Raw genomic sequence first — 20,015 nt, forward strand, 5'->3', positions numbered from 1 at the left:
GCGACCCTCATCTTCGACTACCCGACCCCGGCCGCACTGGGCGCACATCTGGTTGCGGAGATCGCCCCCGTGGCCGCGGACGACCCGTCGGACGTGGCCGCGGAATTCGACCGGCTGGACGTCGCGTTGCTCGGCACGGACGCCGCAGCTGACGACGCCACCGGGGCGATGGCGAGCGACCGGCCGAAACGCCTTCCGTCGCGCTGGGACGGCGACTTCGGCGGCCCGGCGCCGGATGCCCCGACCACCGATGCCGGTGGCACGGACGACGTCGCCGACCACCTGGAGACGGCGGCGGCCTATCTCCGGCGGGTGACGGCTGATCTGCGCCAGACGCGGCAGCGCCTTCAGGATGTGGAGTCGGCGGCCCGCGAGCCGATCGCGATCGTCGGGATGAGCTGCCGCTTCCCCGGTGGGGTGCGCTCTCCCGAGGAGTTCTGGCGGCTGCTGAGCGGCGCCGAGGACGCCATCACACCATTCCCCGAGGACCGCGGCTGGGACCTCGACTCGCTCTATGACGCGGACCCCGACCGGCCGGGCACGTCCTATGCGCGCGAGGGCGGATTCCTGCACGATGTCGGCGGCTTCGACGCCGATTTCTTCGGGATCTCACCGCGTGAGGCGCTGGCGATGGACCCCCAGCAGCGGCTGCTGCTGGAGACCTCGTGGGAGGCCATCGAGCGGGCGGGCATCGACCCGGCCTCGCTCAAGGGCAGCCGGTCCGGAGTGTTCGTCGGCGCCGTGGCCCCCGACTACGGGCCGCGGGTGCACCAGGCCGCCGACGGTGTCGAGGGCCACTTGGTGACCGGCAGCGCCATCAGCGTGGTGTCCGGGCGTGTGGCCTACACCCTGGGCCTGGAGGGCCCGGCGGTCACGGTGGACACCGCGTGTTCCTCGTCGCTGGTCGCCCTGCATCTGGCCGTACAGGCCCTTCGTCAGGGGGAGTGCTCCCTGGCCCTGGCCGGTGGTGTCACCGTCATGGCCACGCCCGGCACGTTCATCGGCTTCAGCCGGCAGCGCGGGCTCGCAGCCGACGGGCGGTGCAAGCCCTTCGCGGCGGCGGCCGACGGTTTCGGGCCGGCCGAGGGCGTCGGCATGCTCTTCCTGGAGCGGCTCTCCGACGCACAGCGCAACGGGCATCCCGTGCTGGCCGTCGTCCGGGGCACGGCGACCAACCAGGACGGTGCGAGCAGTGCGCTGTCCGCCCCCAACGGGCCGTCCCAGCAGCGGGTGATCCGCCAGGCGCTGGCCAACGCCGGGCTCACGGCCGGTCAGGTCGACGCCGTCGAGGCACACGGGACGGGAACGAAGCTGGGCGACCCGATCGAGGCACAGGCACTGCTGGCCACCTACGGCCGTGAGCGCGCCACGGACCACCCGCTGCTGCTGGGGTCGGTCAAGTCGAACATCGGTCATACGCAGGCGGCGGCCGGTGTGGCGGGTGTGATGAAGATGGTGCTGGCGATGCGGCACGGCATGCTGCCCCGCACCTTGCACATCGACGAGCCGTCCCCGCACGTTGACTGGACGGCGGGCACCGTCGAACTCCTCGCCGAGGCCACCGCGTGGCCCGAGGGTGGGGAGCCGCGCCGGGCCGGGGTGTCCTCGTTCGGCATCAGCGGCACCAACGCCCACGTCATCATCGAGCAGGCGCCGTCACCGGCCGCTACCGACGCCGCTTCCGGTGCGGACGTGGCGGAGGAGACGGCGGCGCCCCGCACGGCGCCGCCGCTCGTCCCCTGGCTGCTGTCGAGCAAGTCCGAGGCGGCGCTGCGCGCCCAGGCCACGCGGCTGCTGGACCACGTGGAGCGGCACCCGGAGGTCACGGCCGAGGACATCGGATTCTCCCTCGCCACCACGCGGACCGCCTTCGAACACCGTGCGGTCGTGCTGGCCCCCGACCGTGCGGAGGCCGTACGGATCCTGGCCGACCACCTCGCGGGACGGGCCACCTCCGGGCTGGTCGAAGGCGTCGCCACGCGCAGCGCCGGGGTCGCCTTCGTCTTCCCCGGCCAAGGGTCGCAGTGGGTGGGCATGGCGGCCCGGCTGCGGGATTCCTCGCCGGTGTTCGCCCGGCGGATCGAGGAGTGCGCGGCGGCCCTGGCGCCGCATGTGGACTGGTCACTGGTGGATGTGCTCGGTGACCCCGTGGCGCTGGAGCGGGTGGATGTCGTACAGCCCGCCCTGTTCGCGGTGATGGTGTCGCTGGCGGAGCTGTGGCGCTCGTACGGCGTGGAGCCGTCGGCCGTCATCGGCCACTCGCAGGGTGAGATCGCGGCGGCGTGTGTGGCGGGTGCGTTGTCGCTGGAGGATGCCGCGAAGGTGGTGGCGCTGCGCAGTCAGGCGATCCGGGCGCTGTCCGGGCGCGGTGGCATGGCGTCGGTGTCGCTGCCCGTGGAGCGCGTGCGGGAGCGGCTCGTGGCATGGGGCGAGCGGCTGTCGGTGGCGGCGGTGAACGGCCCGTCGGCGGTCGTGGTCTCCGGCGACGCGGACGCGCTGGACGAGTTGCTGGCGGCGTGCGAGAAGGAGGAGATCCGGGCGCGCCGCGTCCCCGTGGACTACGCCTCGCACTCCGTGCACGTCGAGAGCATCGAGGACGAGATCCGGCGCACCCTCGCCGGGATCGCTCCGCGATCCTCCTCGGTGCCGTTCTACTCGACGGTGACCGGCGGCGTGCTGGACACCACGGAGCTGAACGCCGGCTACTGGTACCGCAATCTGCGCGGGACCGTGCGTTTCGACGAGACCGTACGCGTGCTCCTCGACGAGGGCTTCCAGACGTTCGTGGAGGCCAGCGCGCATCCCGTGCTCACCATGGGCATCGAGCAGACGGCTGACGACCACGGCACCCCCGTGGCGGCCATCGGCTCGCTGCGCCGCGACGAAGGCGGCCCGGAGAGGTTCCTGACCTCCCTGGCCGAGGCCCACGTCGGCGGCATCGCCGTCGACTGGCGGACGGTCTTCGCCGGGACCGGTGCGCACCCCGTCGATCTGCCCACCTACGCCTTCCAGCACCAGCGCTACTGGCTCACCTCGGCCACCACCGCGCGCCCCACTGAGGGCACGTCCACCGAAGACAGCGCGGACACGCACTTCTGGCAGGCCGTGGAGCGCGAGGACACCGAGGCACTGGCCGCCACGCTCCAGGTCCAATCCACCGAGCAGCACGCCTCGTTGGGCACCGTCCTGCCCGCCCTCGCACAGTGGCGTCGGCAGCGGCGCTCCGAATCGACCGTGGACGAGTGGCGCTACCGCGTGATCTGGCGCCCCAAGAGCGGCACCCCGGCCGCCTCGCTTCCGGGGCCATGGCTGCTGCTGGCTCCCAGCTCCCGCCCCGACGACCCGCTGGTCATGGCCTCCCGCGAGGCGCTCGCGGCACACGGAGCCGATGTCGTCCTCGTCGAGCTGGGCGCGGACGACGCACACCGCGCCACGGTGGCCGAGCGGCTGCGCGCCGCCACCGCCGACCACCCGCTGGACACGCTGTCCGGCGTACTGTCACTGCTGCCGCTCGATGAACACCCGCACCCCGCACATCCCGTGGCCACCACCGGCCTGACCCTGACCCTCGTCCTGATCCAGGCCCTCGACGACCTCGGCGTCCGCGCGCCACTGTGGTGCGCCACCCAGGGCGCGGTGTCCATCGGCAGCTCCGATCCGCTCACCAGCCCCACCCAGGCGGCGGTGTGGGGTCTGGGCCGGGTGGCCGGAGTGGAGTACCCGGACAGCTGGGGCGGGCTGATCGACCTGCCGCGCGCCATGGACGCACGGGCCGGGGCCCGGCTCGCCGGAGTGCTCGCGGACGGCGGCCCCGAGGACCAGGCCGCGATCCGCGCCTCGGGCGTGATGCTGCGGCGGCTCGAGCCCGCACCCCTGGGGAACACCCCTGTGCGGCGCACCTGGAAACCCAATGGCACGGTCCTCATCACCGGTGGCACCGGCGCCCTCGGCACCCGCCTGGCCCGGTGGCTGGCGCACAACGGCGCCGAACACCTGGTGCTGACCAGCCGCCGCGGCCTCGCCGCTCCCGGCGCCGAAGACCTGGTCGCCGAACTGGCCGAACAGGGCACCCGGGTCACCGTCGCCGCCTGCGACGTGGCGGACCGCGCCGCGCTCCAGCGCGTCCTCGCGTCCGTACCCGACGACCGGCCGCTCACCGCCGTCATCCACGCCGCGGCCTATATCGACCTGGCCGGGCTGGGCGCGACGACCTCGGCGGAGTTCGCCCAGGTCATGGACGCGAAAGTGGCGGGCGCTGCCCATCTGGACGAGCTGCTGGGCGACACCCCGCTGGACGCGTTCGTGCTGTTCTCCTCGGTGTCCGGGCTGTGGGGCGTGGGCGACCACGGCGCGTACGCCGCCGCCAACGCCTACCTGGACGCGCTCGCCGAGCGGCGGCGGGCGAACGGCTTGACGGCCACCTCGGTGGCCTGGGGAGTGTGGGACGCCACCGGCGACAACCTGCCCGAGGCCCTGGACCTGGACCAATTGCGGCGGCGTGGACTGCGGTTCATGGACCCGGAGCTCGGCATCGCCGCGCTGCGGCAGACCCTCGACCACGACCAAACCCATCTGGCCATCGCCGATATCGACTGGGACAACTTCATCCCGGTCTTCACTTCCGCCCGCCCCAGCCCGCTGCTGGACGAACTGCCCGCGATGCGACGCGTCCAGGAGGGCACCGACACCGCCGGGTCGGTCGCGAACGCGTCGGCCGACGGCTCCTCGGGCCTGCGGCAGCGGCTGACCGGGCTGACCCCCACCGAGCGTGAGCACACCGTCCTGGAACTGGTGCGCGCGCAGGTGGTTTCCGTCCTCGGACACGCCACCTCGGACGCGGTGGATTCCGAGCGTGCGTTCAAGGAGCTCGGGTTCGACTCGCTGACGGCCGTCGAACTGCGCAACCGGCTGAACGCGGCCACCGGGCTGCGCCTGCCCGCCACGCTGGCCTTCGACTACCCCAGCACCGCCGTCCTGAGCCACCACATCCTCACCGAGCTGACGGGGACGGCGGCCGACGAGGCGGACCTCCCCGCCCTCCCGCAGACGGCGGCGGGGGCGGAGATGGCCCGGGCCGTGCCCGTGGACTCCGACGACGACCCCATCGCCATCGTGGCGATGAGCTGCCGCTACCCCGGCGGGGTGTCCTCCCCCGACGAGCTGTGGCAGCTCATCATGTCCGGCGGTGACGCGATCGGCGGGCTGCCCACCGACCGTGGCTGGGACATCGAGGGCATCTACCACCCGGACCCGGACGCGCCAGGCAAGACGTATGTGCGCGAAGGCGGTTTCCTCTACGGCGCGGGTGACTTCGACCCGGCGTTCTTCGGGATCTCGCCACGCGAGGCGCTGGCGATGGACCCCCAGCAGCGGCTGCTGCTGGAGACCTCATGGGAAGCGTTCGAGCGTGCCGGTGTGCCCGCGCTCGCGCTGCGCGGCAGCCGCACCGGCGTCTTCATCGGCTCCAACTACCAGGAGTACGGGCCGCGGGTGCATGAGGCGCCCGAGGGCTCCGAAGGCCACCTGATGACGGGAAGCGCGGCCAGCGTCGTGTCCGGACGCGTCGCGTACTCCTTCGGCTTCGAGGGCCCCGCGGTGACGGTGGACACCGCGTGCTCCTCGTCCCTGGTGGCGCTGCACCTGGCGGCGCAGGCGCTGCGGAACGGGGAGTGCTCACTGGCGCTCGCCGGTGGCGTCGCCGTCATGCCGAACCCCGGTGCCCTCATCGGTTTCAGCCGCCAGCGCGGCCTGGCGCTCGACGGCCGCTGCAAGGCGTTCGCGGGGGCCGCGGACGGCATGGGGCTCGCGGAGGGCGTCGGTGTGCTGCTGCTGGAGCGGCTGTCGGACGCACGGCGGAACGGGCACCGGGTGCTCGCCGTGGTGCGGGGCAGCGCGGTCAACCAGGACGGTGCGTCGAACGGTTTGACGGCGCCGAACGGTCCTTCGCAGCAGCGGGTGATCCGGGCGGCGTTGGAGAGTGCTCGGCTGTCGGCCGCTGAGGTGGACGTGGTCGAGGCGCACGGTACGGGCACGAAGCTGGGCGATCCCATCGAGGCGCAGGCGCTGCTGGCTACGTACGGGCAGGAGCGTGGCGCGGAGGAGCGGCCGTTGTGGCTGGGCTCGGTGAAATCCAACATCGGTCATACGCAGGCCGCCGCGGGTGTGGCGGGTGTGATGAAGATGGTGCTGGCGATGCGGCATGGTGTGCTGCCGAGGACACTGCATGTGGATGAGCCGTCGCCGCATGTGGACTGGTCGGCGGGCGCGGTGGAGCTGCTGACGGATGCGGTGGAGTGGCCGGAGACGGACCGTCCCCGGCGTGCGGGTGTGTCGTCGTTCGGGATCAGTGGCACCAACGCACACGTCATCCTGGAACACCTCGCCGAGGAGCTGCCCGTCGCCGAGCCGGTGACCGGCGCGCCTGAGGAGTCGGCCCTGGTGCCGTGGGTGGTTTCGGCGAAGTCCGAGGGTGCGCTGCGGGCGCAGGCGGAGCTTCTGCTGCCCTATGCCCGGGGTGAGGCCGGGGCGGGGGCGCCGCCGGCTGATGTGGCGCTGTCGCTGGTCACGACGCGATCGGCCCTCGATGAGCGGGCGGTGGTGCTGGCGGGCGACGGTGAAGGGTTCGCCGCTGGGTTGCGAGCGCTGGTGGATGGCGTACCGGCGGCTGGTGTGGTGCGCGGGTCGATGGTGCCGGGGAAGCTGGCGGTGCTGTTCTCGGGCCAGGGCAGTCAGCGTGCCGGGATGGGCCGGGAGCTGTATGAGGCGTTCCCGGTCTTCGCGGACGCGTTTGACCAGGTGTGCGCGGTGTTCGACGTGGAGTTGACGCGCCCGCTGCGGGATGTGGTATTCGGTGATGTGTCGGGGCTGGATGGGACCGGGTTTACGCAGTGTGGGTTGTTCGCGGTGGAGGTGGCGCTGTTCCGGTTGGTGGAGTCGTGGGGTGTGCGGCCGGACTTCGTGGCGGGGCATTCGATTGGTGAGTTGGTGGCGGCGTATGTGGCGGGTGTGTTGTCGCTCGAGGACGCGTGTGCTCTGGTGGCGGCTCGTGGGCGGTTGATGCAGGGGTTGCCTCCGGGTGGGGTGATGGTGTCGGTGCGGGCCGCCGAGGCGGATGTGCTGCCGCTGCTGGTCGGTCGTGAGGCCGAGGTGAGTGTGGCGGCGGTCAACGGTCCGCGCTCCACCGTGATCTCCGGCGCGGAAGAAGCCGTGGTGGAGATTGCGGGGCTGCTGGAGGCCGAGGGGGTCAAGACGAAGCGGCTGCGGGTCTCGCATGCCTTCCATTCGCCCCTGATGGAGCCGATGCTGGCGGAGTTCCGGCGGGTGGCCGAGGGGCTGTCGTACGCTCCTCCGCGCATTCCCGTCGTGTCGAACGTGACGGGTCTGGTCGCGGATGCCGAGGCGCTGTGCTCGGCCGAGTACTGGGTGCGGCACGTCCGCGAGACGGTGCGGTTCGCGGACGGTGTGCGGTGCCTGGCCGGGCAAGGCGTGGCCACCTACCTGGAGTTGGGCCCCGACGGGGTCCTCTCCGGGATGGGGCAGGAGTGTGTGCCGGACGCCGTCTTCGCCCCCGTACTTCGCAGCGGTTGGGAGGAGATCGCCTCGGCCATGGAGGGGCTGGCCCAGATCCATGTGCGGGGCCGCGCCGTGGACTGGGCGGCATTGCTCGCACCGGCGCGCCCCCGGACCGTCGAGCTGCCCACGTACCCCTTCCAGCGGGAACACTTCTGGCTGGAGTCGTCCGTCCCCACGGCTGAGGCGGGCCCCACGGACGCGGTGGACGCCGACTTCTGGGACGCGGTCGAGCGTGAGGATCTGCCCGCGCTCACGGACACGCTGGCGGTCGCGGACGGGAACGGCGCCGGTGAATCGCTGGCGGCGGTGTTGCCGGTGCTGTCGTCGTGGCGTCGCCGTGGGCGTGAGCGCGCCACGGTGGACGGGTGGCGCTACCGCGTGTCGTGGTCGCCGATGTCCGACGGTGCGGGCACGGTGACCGGTCCGTGGCTGGTCCTGGTCCCCGCGGGGATGACCGCCGACCCATGGGTGTCGGCGTGTGCGGACGCCCTCGCCGGGCATGGTGCGCGGCCGGTGATGGTCGAGCTGGGGCCCGATGACGCCGACCGTGAGCTGGTGGCGGCGCGGCTGCGCGAAGGTCTGGGCGGGGCCGAAGCGGCCGCTGCCGCAGGGGTGTTGTCCCTGCTGGCACTGGCCGAGGGACGGCACGGCCAGTATCGGTCGGTGCCCTTGGGCGTGGCCTTGACGCTGTCGCTGGTGCAGGCGGTGGGCGATGTGGGTCTGGCCGCTCCGGTGTGGTGTGCGACGCGCGGTGCGGTCGCGGTCGCTGGTTCCGAGGGCGTACGCGCGGTGGAGCAGGCAGCGGTGTGGGGCCTGGGCCGGGTGGCCGGTCTGGAGATGCCCGAGCGCTGGGGCGGTCTGCTGGATCTTCCCGAGGTGTGGGATGCGCGGGTGGCGGATCGCCTCGTGGATGTGGTGAGCGGTCGTACGGGCGAGAGCGAGGTCGCCGTGCGTGGCTCGGGGGTGTTCGCGCGCCGTATCGTCCGGGCGTTGGCCGGCGGGCATGGTGTGGAGGGCTGGGAGCCGTCGGGCACTGTGTTGGTGACCGGTGGTACGGGTGCGTTGGGTGCCCATGTGGCGCGGTGGTTGGCGCGTGCGGGTGCGGAGCATCTGCTGTTGGTGTCGCGTCGTGGTTGTGAGGCCGTGGGCGTGGATGAGCTGTGTGCCGAGCTCAGGGAGATCGGTGCTCGGGTGACGGTTGCGGCATGTGATGTGGGTGACCGGGATGCGGTGGCCGGGGTGTTGGCGGGGGTGCCGGAGGAGTTGCCGTTGACGGCTGTGGTGCATGCGGCGGGTGTGCTGGATGACGGTGTGGTGGATGGGCTGTCGGTGGACCGGTTCGAGGGTGTGCTGGGGGCGAAGTCGGAGGCGGCGTGGCATCTGCATGAGTTGACGCGGGAGCTGGATCTTTCGGCGTTTGTGCTGTTCTCGTCGTTTTCGGGGATGGTGGGTGCCGCTGGGCAGGCGAACTACGCTGCGGCGAACGCGACTTTGGACGCGTTGGCGGAGTGGCGGCGCGGTGCGGGGCTTCCGGCCACGTCGGTGGCCTGGGGTCCCTGGGCCGACAACGGCATGGCCGTCAGCAGCGCCGAGGTCAGTCGCACCATCCGGCGCAATGGCATGACCGCGATGGATCCACGGCTGGCCCTGGCGGCGCTGGAGCGCGCCATCACCCACCCGGACGCCGCCATCGCCGTCCTCGACGCCGACTGGGAGCGTTTCGCCGACACCTTCGAGGCTCGGCGGCTGTCCCGGCTGCTCAGCGGAGTCCCGGAAGTCCGGAAGCTGACCGCGACCGCCCGGCGAGGCGACACCGACACCGCGCACACCGAGGGGTCCTCGGCACTCGTCCGCCGTCTGGAGACCCTGTCCGGGGCCGAACGGCAGCGCACCCTGCTGGATCTCGTGCGTGCCCATGTGGCCGCCGTACTCGGCCACAGCGGTGTGGACGCCATCGGCCCCGGCCACGCCTTTATGGAGATCGGCTTCGACTCCCTGACCGCGGTGGGCCTCCGTAACCAGCTCAGCGAGGCCACGGGCGTTCAGCTCCCGGCCACCTTGGTCTTCGACTACCCCACACCGACCGCGCTGGCCGGATACCTGCTCACCGAACTGCTCGGCGGCCACGAGCAGACGGACGGCGCGACCGTGGACGTGGCCACGACCGCGTCCACCGCGGCGGATGAGCCGATCGCGATCGTCTCGATGAGCTGCCGCTTCCCTGGCGACGTACGCTCCGCCGACGATCTGTGGCGGCTGCTGGCCTCAGGAGAAGACGCCGTCTCGGCCTTCCCCACGGACCGTGGCTGGGACCTCGAGGGGCTGTACGACACGGACCCTGACGCGATCGGAAAGAGCTACGTACGCGAGGGTGCGTTCCTCTCCGAGGTGAGCGGCTTCGACGCCTCCTTCTTCGGCATCTCGCCACGCGAGGCACTGGCGATGGACCCGCAGCAGCGGCTGCTGCTGGAAACGTCATGGGAGCTGTGGGAACGGGCCGGAATCGACCCGGAAGCGGTGCGCGGAAGCCGCACCGGCGTGTTCATGGGCACCAACGGGCAGGAGTACGTGTCCCTGGTCGACCGGGCTCCGGAGACGACCGAAGGCTATGTGGCCACCGGCAACGCGGCCAGCGTCGTCTCCGGCCGCATCTCGTACACCTTCGGCTTCGAGGGACCCGCGGTGACGGTGGACACCGCCTGCTCGTCGTCCCTGGTGGCGCTGCACCTGGCGGCGCAGGCGCTGCGACAGGGCGAGTGCTCCCTCGCGCTCGCCGGTGGCGTCTCGGTGATGGTGTCACCGCGTGGCTTCGTGGAGTTCAGCCGTCAGCGGGGCCTGGCGCCGGACGGCCGGTGCAAGCCGTTCGCGGCGGCCGCCGACGGCACGGGCTGGGGCGAGGGTGTGGGCATGCTGCTGCTGGAGCGGCTGTCGGACGCGCGCCGCAACGGCCACCAGGTGCTGGCGGTGGTACGTGGCTCCGCCGTCAACCAGGACGGTGCGAGCAACGGCCTCACCGCGCCCAACGGCCCGTCCCAGCAGCGGGTGATCCGCCAGGCGCTGGCCAACGCCGGGCTCCCGGCCGGGCAGGTCGACGTCGTGGAGGCGCACGGGACGGGTACGACGCTGGGCGATCCGATCGAGGCGCAGGCGCTGCTGGCCACCTACGGCCGGGAGCACACCGATGAGCAACCCCTGTGGCTCGGCTCGATCAAGTCCAACATCGGGCATACGCAGGCGGCCGCCGGTGTGGCGGGCCTGATAAAGATGGTGCTGGCCATGCGGCACGGTCTGCTGCCCGGGATGCCCAACGTGGACGAGCCCTCGCCGTACGTGGACTGGTCGCCCGGCACCGTCCAGCTGCTGACCGATGCCACGCCGTGGCCCGAAACCGGTCGGCCGCGGCGGGCGGGCGTGTCCTCCTTCGGCGTCAGCGGCACCAACGCGCACGTCATCCTCGAGCAGGCGCCTTCGCCACGGCCGGAGCTCGAGCGGGCCGCCGTGGACGTGCCCGCCGGTGACCTGGGGCGGCTGCCCGTCACCCCCTGGCCGGTCTCGGGCAAGTCCGAGGCCGCGCTGCGCACACAGGCGGACCGGCTGCTGGCCCATGTGCGCGAGCGGACGGAGCTCTCGGCCGATGACATCGGCCTGTCGTTGGCGACCACGCGCAGTGCCTTCGAGCACCGTGCGGTGGTGCTGGCCGGGGACCGGGACGGTCTGGTCGACGGTGTGGCGGCACTCGCGGAGGACCGGGACGCCTCGGGGCTGATCCGGGGTGTGGCCGGTGCTGACGGTCGTGCGGTGTTGGTCTTCCCTGGTCAGGGGTCGCAGTGGGTGGGGATGGCGGCGGGGTTGTTGGAGTCGTCTCCGGTGTTCGCGGGGCGGGTCGGGGAGTGTGCGGCGGCGTTGGCGCCGTTCGTGGACTGGTCGCTGGTGGATGTGCTCGGCGACCCCGCGGCGCTGGAGCGGGTGGACGTGGTGCAGCCCGTCTTGTGGGCGGTGATGGTGTCGTTGGCGGAGCTGTGGCGTTCGTATGGGGTGGAGCCTGCGGCGGTCATCGGTCATTCGCAGGGTGAGATCGCGGCGGCGTGTGTGGCGGGTGCGTTGTCGTTGGAGGATGCGGCGCGGGTGGTGGCGTTGCGGAGTAGGGCGTTGCGGGCGTTGTCGGGGCTGGGTGGGATGGTGTCGGTGTCGTTGCCGGTGGGGGAGGTGCGGGAGCGGCTGGGCCGGTGGGGTGAGCGGTTGTCGGTGGCGGCGGTGAACGGTCCGTCTGCGGTCGTGGTGTCCGGTGACGCGGACGCGCTGGACGAGTTGCTGGGGGTGTGCGAGGCGGACGGGGTCCGGGCGCGTCGCATCCCCGTGGACTACGCCTCGCACTGCGCCCATGTCGAGGCCATCGAGGGCGAGTTGCTGAGGGAACTCGCGGGGATCGCTCCTCGGTCGTCGTCGCTTCCGTTCTATTCGACGGTGACCGGCGGAGTGCTCGATACGGCCCACCTGGACGCCGGGTACTGGTACCGCAATCTGCGCCAGACCGTGCGTTTCGACGAGACCGTACGCGCCCTGCTGGCCGCTGGCTTCGATACGTTCATCGAGGCCAGCGCCCATCCGGTGCTCACGATGGGTGTGGAGCAGACCGCCGAGGACCACGGGGAACGGGTCACCGTCGTCGGGTCCCTGCGCCGTGACGAAGGCGGGCTCGGCCGGTTCCTCGCCTCCCTGGCCGAGGCGTACGTGGGCGGCGCTTCCGTCGACTGGGCGGGGATGTTCGCGGGGACGGGCGCGCGGCGCGTCGATCTGCCGACGTACGCCTTCCAGCACCAGCGCTTCTGGGTCGAGCCCTCAGGCGTGGCGGGCGATGTGTCCTCGGCCGGGCTGGTCTCCGCCGACCACCCCCTGCTCGGCGCGGCCGTCGCGCTGCCCGAGTTCGGCGGGCAGCTGTTCACCGGTCGGCTCTCGCTCCGTACGCACCCGTGGCTGGCCGACCACACCATTCACGGCACCGCGCTGCTCCCCGGGTCCGCCCTGGTCGAGTTGGCGCTGCGGGCCGGTGACGCGGTCGGCTGCGGCCATTTGGAGGAGCTGACGCAGGAAACGCCCCTCGCCCTTCCCGAGAGCGGCGCCGTCCAGCTGCAACTGACGGTGGGCGGCCCGGACGACTCCGGACGACGCACCGTGAACCTCTACTCGCGCTTCGAGGACGGGCCTGCCGACCTGCCGTGGACCCACCATGCCACCGGTGTGCTGACCACGGAGGGGCCCACGGCGCCGGCGGAGACCGGGCTCGGCCAGTGGCCGCCGGCCGATGCCTCGCCGATCGACCTCGCCGACCGGTACCCGAGCGCGGCCGCGCCCGGCGGTGTCGAGTACGGTCCGGCGTTCCGCGCCCTGCGCCACGCGTGGCGTCGCGGTGCGGAGATCTTCGCCGAGGTGGCGTTGGCGGAGGACATGCGCTCGGAGGCCGGTCGCTTCGGGGTCCATCCCGTGCTGCTCGACGCGGCCCTGCACGCCGTGGCCGATCTGACCGCCGACGACGGTGACCGCGTCCGGCTCCCGTACCGGTGGACCGGACTGTCCCTGTACGCCACCGGTGCGACGACCCTGCGCGTACGGCTCTCCACGGAACGGCCGGACGGCATGGCGATCCTGCTTGCCGACGAATCGGGCCACGCGGTGGCCGATGTCGATGCGGTGGCGACCCGCACCTTCACATCGGAGCAGCTCACCGGGGGGCGGCGGCCTCATGAGTCGCTGTTCCGGGTGGAGTGGATGAGCGTCCCGGCAGGCTCCGCCGGTGTCGAGCCGGATCGTGCCCACTGGTCGATCGTCGGCCCTGACGGCGCCGAACTGCGCACCGCGCTCGAAACGAGCGGTGGCCGGATCGACGAGTACGACGACATGGGCGCGCTGCTCCGGTCCGACGCATCGGCCGGGGCCGTGCCCGACCTCGTACTCCTGCCGTTCCTCACCGACTCGGCAACCGACTCCGTCGCGGCGGAAGACGACCGGGTGTCCGCGACCCGCCAGGCGACACATCGCGCCCTGGACGCGCTTCAGGCGTGGCTGGCAGAAGAGCGGTGCGCCGATTCCCGGTTGGTGGTGGTGACGCGTGGTGCGGTGGCGGCCATGGCGGGCGAGGACGTGCCGGACGTGGCGGCTGCCGCGGTCTGGGGCCTGGTGCGCTCGGCACAGGCCGAGCATCCGGACCGATTCGCCCTGGTGGACCTGGAGAGCCTGGAGTGGGCAGCCGAGGCGATCGGCGCGGCGGTGGCCACCGGAGAGCCTCAGATCGCCGTGCGTGGGGGCGGTGCGTACGCCCCCAGGCTGACCCGGGCCCTGGTACCCGTAGCGCCCCGGCGAGAAGTGGTGTGGGAGCCCGACGGTTCGGTGCTGATCACCGGCGCCAGTGGTGCGCTGGGCGGTTTGGTGGCGCGTCATGTGGTCGCCCGCCACGGCGTGCGCAGCGTGGTGCTGGTGTCGCGTCGCGGCCGCGACGCGGCGGGTGCCGCGGAGCTCGAGGCCGAACTCGCCGGCATCGGCGCACGCGTGGTGTTCGAGGCGTGCGATGTCGCCGACCGTGAGGCGTTGGCCGGGGTGCTGGCGCGCATTCCGGCGGATCGGCCGCTGCGTGGTGTGGTGCATGCGGCCGGTGTGCTGGACGACGGTCTGGTCGAGTCGTTGACGCCGGAGCGCATCGACGCGGTGTTGCGGCCGAAGGTCGATGCGGCGGTGCATCTGGATGAGCTGACGCGGGAGCTGGAGCTGTCGGCGTTCGTGCTGTTCTCGTCGGCTGCTGCCACTTTCGGTGCGGCGGGGCAGGGGAACTACGCGGCGGCGAACATGTTCCTGGACGCGCTGGCGGCGCGGCGCCGGGCACGTGGGCTTGCGGGGGTCTCGTTGGCCTGGGGCTTCTGGGCCGAACGCAGCGATATGACCGGCCACTTGGGCGAGGTCGACATGGCCCGGATGGCACGGTTCGGGATGACCCCCCTGACCGCCGACGAGGGGCTCGCGCTCTTCGACGCGGCACACACGACCGATGACGTCCTGCTGGTGCCGACGCGTATGGACGTCGCGGTGCTCCGCGCGCACGCCCGGCCCGGAACCACCCCGGCTCTGCTGCGCCACCTCATCGGCGCCCCGGCCCGGCGGGTGATCGACGCCGCCGCCGACGATCAGGACGGCGCCACCGCCCTCGTACGCCGTCTCACGGATCTGCCCCGGTCCGAGCGGGAGGACGCCCTGCTGGAGCTGGTGACCGATCACGCGGGAGCCGTGCTCGGCCATACGGAATCGGACGCGATCGCTCCCGACCGCGCCTTCAGCGACATCGGCTTCGACTCGCTCACCGCGGTCGAGCTGCGCAACCGACTCAACGCCGCCACCGGTCTTCGGCTTCCGGCCACGCTGGTCTTCGACTATCCGACACCGACCGCGGTCGCCCGCCACATCCTCGTCGAGGTGATGGGCTCCGCGCAGGCCGAAGCCGAAACCCCGGGCCTCGACCGGACCCGGGCCACGCCGTCGGCGCGCCAGGCCACGACCGACGACGAGCCGATCGCCATCGTGGGAATGGGCTGCCGCTTCCCGGGCGGTGTCCGTACGCCCGAAGAGCTGTGGCAACTGCTCATCAGCGGCGGGGACGCGATCTCGGGGCTGCCCGACGATCGCGGCTGGGACCTGGAGGGTCTGTATCACCCGGATCCCGATCATCGCGGCACGGCGTATGCGCGTGAGGGTGGTTTCCTGTACGACGCGGGTGATTTCGATCCGGAGTTCTTCGGGATTTCGCCGCGTGAGGCGCTGGCGATGGATCCGCAGCAGCGGCTGTTGCTGGAGACGTCGTGGGAGGCGCTGGAGCGGGCCGGTATCGATCCGGCGTCGGTGCGCGGCAGCCAGACCGGCGTGTTCTGCGGGCTGACCTACCACGACTACACCGATGCGGTGCAGCAGGCCGGCGAGGCCACCGAGGGCTACCTCATGACGGGCAACGCGGGGAGCGTCGCCTCGGGGCGCATCTCCTACACCTTCGGCTTCGAGGGACCCGCGGTGACCGTGGACACGGCCTGCTCGTCGTCCCTGGTGGCGCTGCACTGGGCCGCCCAGGCGCTGCGGCAGGGCGAGTGCTCGCTGGCCCTCGCGGGCGGCGCCACGGTCATGGCCGGCCCGCTGGCGTTCGTCGAGTTCAGCCGTCAGCGCGGACTGGCCCCGGACGGGCGCTGCAAGCCCTTCGCCGGGGCCGCGGACGGCACCGGCTGGGCCGAGGGCGTCGGAATGCTGCTGCTGGAGCGGCTGTCGGACGCACGGCGGAACGGGCACCAGGTGCTCGCGGTGGTACGCGGCAGCGCCATCAACCAGGACGGTGCGTCGAACGGTTTGACGGCGCCGAACGGTCCTTCGCAGCAGCGGGTGATCCGGGCGGCGTTGGAGAGCGCTCGGCTGTCGGCCGCTGAGGTGGACGCGGTCGAGGCACACGGTACGGGCACGAAGCTGGGCGATCCGATCGAGGCGCAGGCGCTGCTGGCTACGTACGGGCAGGAGCGTGGCGCGGAGGAGCGGCCGCTGTGGCTGGGTGCGATCAAGTCGAACATCGGCCATGCGCAGGCGGCCGCGGGTGTGGCGGGTGTGATGAAGATGGTGCTGGCGATGCGGCATGGTGTGCTGCCGAAGACGCTGCATGTGGATGAGCCGTCGCCGCATGTGGACTGGTCGGCGGGCGCGGTGGAGCTGCTGACGGATGCGGTGGAGTGGCCGGAGACCGGCCGTCCCCGGCGTGCGGGTGTGTCGTCGTTCGGCATCAGCGGCACCAACGCGCACGTCATCCTGGAACACGCCCCCGAGGAGCAGCCCGTCCCCGGGCCGGTGACCGACGAGTCCGAGGAATCGGCGCTGATGCCGTGGGTGGTGTCGGCGAAGTCCGAGAATGCGCTGCGAGCCCAGGCGGAGCGGCTGCTGTCGTACGCGCGCAGTCGGGCCGGAGCGGATACGCCGGTGGCCGATGTGGCGTCGTCGCTGGTCACGACGCGTAGCGCGTTTGAGCGTCGTGCCGTGGTGCTGGCCGCTGATCGGGCTGGTCTTGCCGAGGGTTTGAAGGCGCTGTCGAGTGGTGACCTGGCGCCGGGTGTGGTTCAGGGTTCGGTGGTGCCGGGCAAGTTGGCGGTGTTGTTTTCGGGTCAGGGCAGTCAGCGGGTCGGGATGGGCCAGGGGCTGTATGAGGCGTTCCCGGTGTTCGCCGATGCCTTCGATGAGGTGTGTGGGCACTTTGAGGGCGCGCTGGAGCTCCCACTGCGGGAAGTGATCAGCGGGGACGTGGCGGCGTTGGATGAGACCGGGTTTGCGCAGTGTGGGTTGTTCGCGGTGGAGGTGGCGCTGTTCCGGTTGGTGGAGTCGTGGGGTGTGCGGCCGGACTTTGTGGCGGGGCATTCGATTGGTGAGTTGGTGGCGGCATATGTGGCGGGTGTGTTGTCGCTGGCGGATGCGTGTGTGTTGGTGGCGGCTCGTGGGCGGTTGATGCAGGGGTTGCCTCCGGGTGGGGTGATGGTGTCGGTGCGGGCTGCCGAGGCGGATGTGCTGCCGCTGCTGGTCGGTCGTGAGGCCGAGGTGAGTGTGGCGGCGGTCAACGGCCCCCGCTCGACGGTGGTCTCTGGCACTGAGGCCGCGGTGGCGGAGGTCGCCGGGTTGCTGGAGGCCGAGGGGGTCAAGACGAAGCGGTTGCGGGTCTCCCACGCCTTCCATTCGCCGTTGATGGAGCCGATGCTGGCGGAGTTCCGGCGGGTGGCCGAGGGGCTGTCGTACGCGCCTCCGCGCATCCCCGTCGTATCGAACGTGACGGGTCGGGTCGCGGATGCCGAGGTGCTGTGCTCGGCCGAGTACTGGGTACGGCACGTCCGTGAGTCCGTGCGGTTCGCGGACGGGGTGCGGAGCCTGGCCGGCGCGGGAGTCACCACCTACCTGGAGCTCGGCCCGGACGAGGTTCTGTCCACGATGGGCGAGCAGTGCCTGCCGGAGGAGACAGCAGATGTCGCCGTCTTCCTACCCGTCGCGCGCTCCGGTCGCGACGAGGTCGAGACCGCACTGACGCTCGCCGCCAGGGCCCATGTCCGAGGTGTGTCGGTGGAGTGGACGGCCGTGCTCGCGGCCGTCGCCGGACGACCGGCACGGCGGGTGGAGCTGCCGACATACGCCTTCCAACGCACGCGCTACTGGGTCGCGACAGGCGCGGCGCCGGAAACCCACCACGGCACGGCAGACGCTCAACGCGACTCCGCCGACGTCGACTTCTGGGACGCGGTGGAGCGCGAGGACCTGTCAGCGCTCGCGGACACACTGGCCGTCGAGAGCGAGGCCGACACGGGTGAGTCGCTCGCGGCGGTGCTGCCGGTCCTGTCGTCGTGGCGGCGTCGTAGCCGTGAGCGGTCGCAGGTCGACGCGTGGCGCTACCGGATCGTGTGGTCGCCGGTCTCGGAGATGGCGGCTGCGTCGCTGACGGGATCGTGGCTGGTGGTGGTGGGTGCCGCGCTGGCTGACGACACATGGGTCGCGGACTGCGTGGCCGCCTTGGCCAGGCGCGGCGCGCTGCCTGTGGTCGTCGAGCTCGATGATGCCGACGCCGACCGTGAGGCGGTGGCGGCGCGGCTGCGCGAGGCCCTGGGTGGTGCGGACCAGGCCGCCGATGTCACAGGGGTGCTGTCGCTGCTGGCCTTGGCCGAGGGGCGGCACAGTCGGTATGCGGCTGTGCCATCGGGCCTGGCACTGACGTTGTCCCTGCTCCAGGGGATCGGGGATGCGGGTGTGGGCGGCCGTGTGTGGTGTGTGACGCGGGGCGCGATGGCGACGGGCGGTTCGGGGAGCCCGTCGAGTGCGGAGCAGGCGGCGGTGTGGGGGCTGGGCCGGGTCGCGGGGCTGGAGGCCCCGGAGCGCTGGGGCGGCCTGGTCGACCTGCCTCAGGTCCCGGATGGCCGGGCGCTGGAGCGGCTGACCGCCGTCATCAGCGGTGCCACCGGTGAGAACGAGGTGGCGGTGCGGGCGTCGGGCGTGTTCGCTCGCCGTGTGGTCCGTGCCGCCGTGGGTGCCGAGAGCGGGGAGGCGTGGCAGCCGTCGGGCACGGTGCTGGTGACCGGTGGTACGGGTGCGCTGGGCGCTCACGTGGCGCGGTGGCTGGCGCGGGCCGGTGCGGAGCATCTGGTGCTGGTCTCGCGGCGCGGTCCGGCGGCCGAGGGCGTGGACAAGTTGCGGGCGCAGCTTGCCGAGTTGGGCGCTCGGGTGACGATTGCGGCATGTGATGTGGGCGACCGCGAGGCGCTGGCCGGGGTGTTGGCCCGGATGCCGGAGGAGTTCCCGCTGACGGCTGTGGTGCATACGGCCGGTGTGCTGGATGACGGTGTGCTGGACGGGCTGTCGGCCGACCGGTTCGAGGGTGTGCTGCGGGCGAAGTCCGAGGCCGCGTGGCATCTGCACGAGCTGACGCGCGAGCTGGACCTCTCGGCGTTCGTGCTGTTCTCCTCGTTCTCCGCGACGGTGGGTGGCGCCGGACAGGGCAATTACGCGGCGGCGAACGCCTACCTGGACGCACTCGCCGAACACCGCCGCGCCGAGGGCCTGCCCGCCACCTCCGTGGCCTGGGGGCCGTGGGCCGACGGTGGCATGGCCACCCAGGACGCGGCCGTCAGCGGCCGCATGGAGCGGTTCGGCCTCCCCGCGATGGAACCCGAGCTGGCCGTGACCGCGATGGCGCGTGCCGTCAACCAGTCCGACACCTGCCCGGTCATCACCGACATCGACTGGCCGAGGTTCACCGCCGGTGTCGACGGCACCCGGCTCGGCCTACTCTTCGGCGACATCGCCGAGGTCAGGACGGTACGGCGGGCCGCCGACGCCACTCTGGACGGGCAGGCCGCCGGCACTCACCGCCCGACGCTCGCCACGACCGTCGCGGAGCTTCCGGCGGCGGAACGCGAACCCGCCCTGCTCGATCTGGTGCGTACGCATACGGCGGCCGTCCTCGGATACGCCACGCACGAGGGCGTCGACGCCGAGCGTGGCTTCTTCGACATGGGGCTTGATTCGCTGACCGCCGTGGAGCTGCGCAACCGGCTCAACGCGGCCACCGGGCTGCGGCTGCGGCCGACCGCGCTGTTCGACTACGGATCGCCGTCCGCGCTGGCCCGCCACCTCAAGGAGGAGCTGGTCGAGGACGAGGCCGCCCCGGAGAAGGCGCTGCCGGCCGAAATCGACCGACTCGAAACCGTCCTCACGGCCATGCCGCAGGACGACATCGCCCGGACGAAGGCCATCGTCCGGCTCCAGTCGGTGCTGGCCAAGCTGAGCGAACCCGTCGGTGGGGGCGGGAGTTCCGTACGGGACGACAACGCCAACGACGACCTGGAAAGCGCATCGGTGGACGAGCTCTTCGACGTCATCGACCGAGAACTCGGAGACGCCTGACA

1 protein-coding gene (running past one end of the window) is annotated in these 20,015 nt (G+C 72.0%); it reads left to right on the forward strand.

Annotation, left to right across the window (positions count from 1 at the left end):
* Nucleotides 1-20,013, forward strand: the 3' portion of a protein-coding gene (locus ACMTAK_RS47775) for a type I polyketide synthase (RefSeq protein ID WP_413811968.1). The gene continues 17,712 nt to the left of window position 1, outside the view; the window shows 20,013 of its 37,725 coding nt (coding positions 17,713-37,725); its start codon lies beyond the left edge, outside the window; the stop codon is at nucleotides 20,011-20,013.
* The last annotated feature ends 2 nt before the right edge of the window (nucleotides 20,014-20,015 follow it).

It is taken from the genome of Streptomyces lacaronensis (genome assembly GCF_047337785.1).
Classification (GTDB): Bacteria; Actinomycetota; Actinomycetes; order Streptomycetales; family Streptomycetaceae; genus Streptomyces; species Streptomyces lycopersici.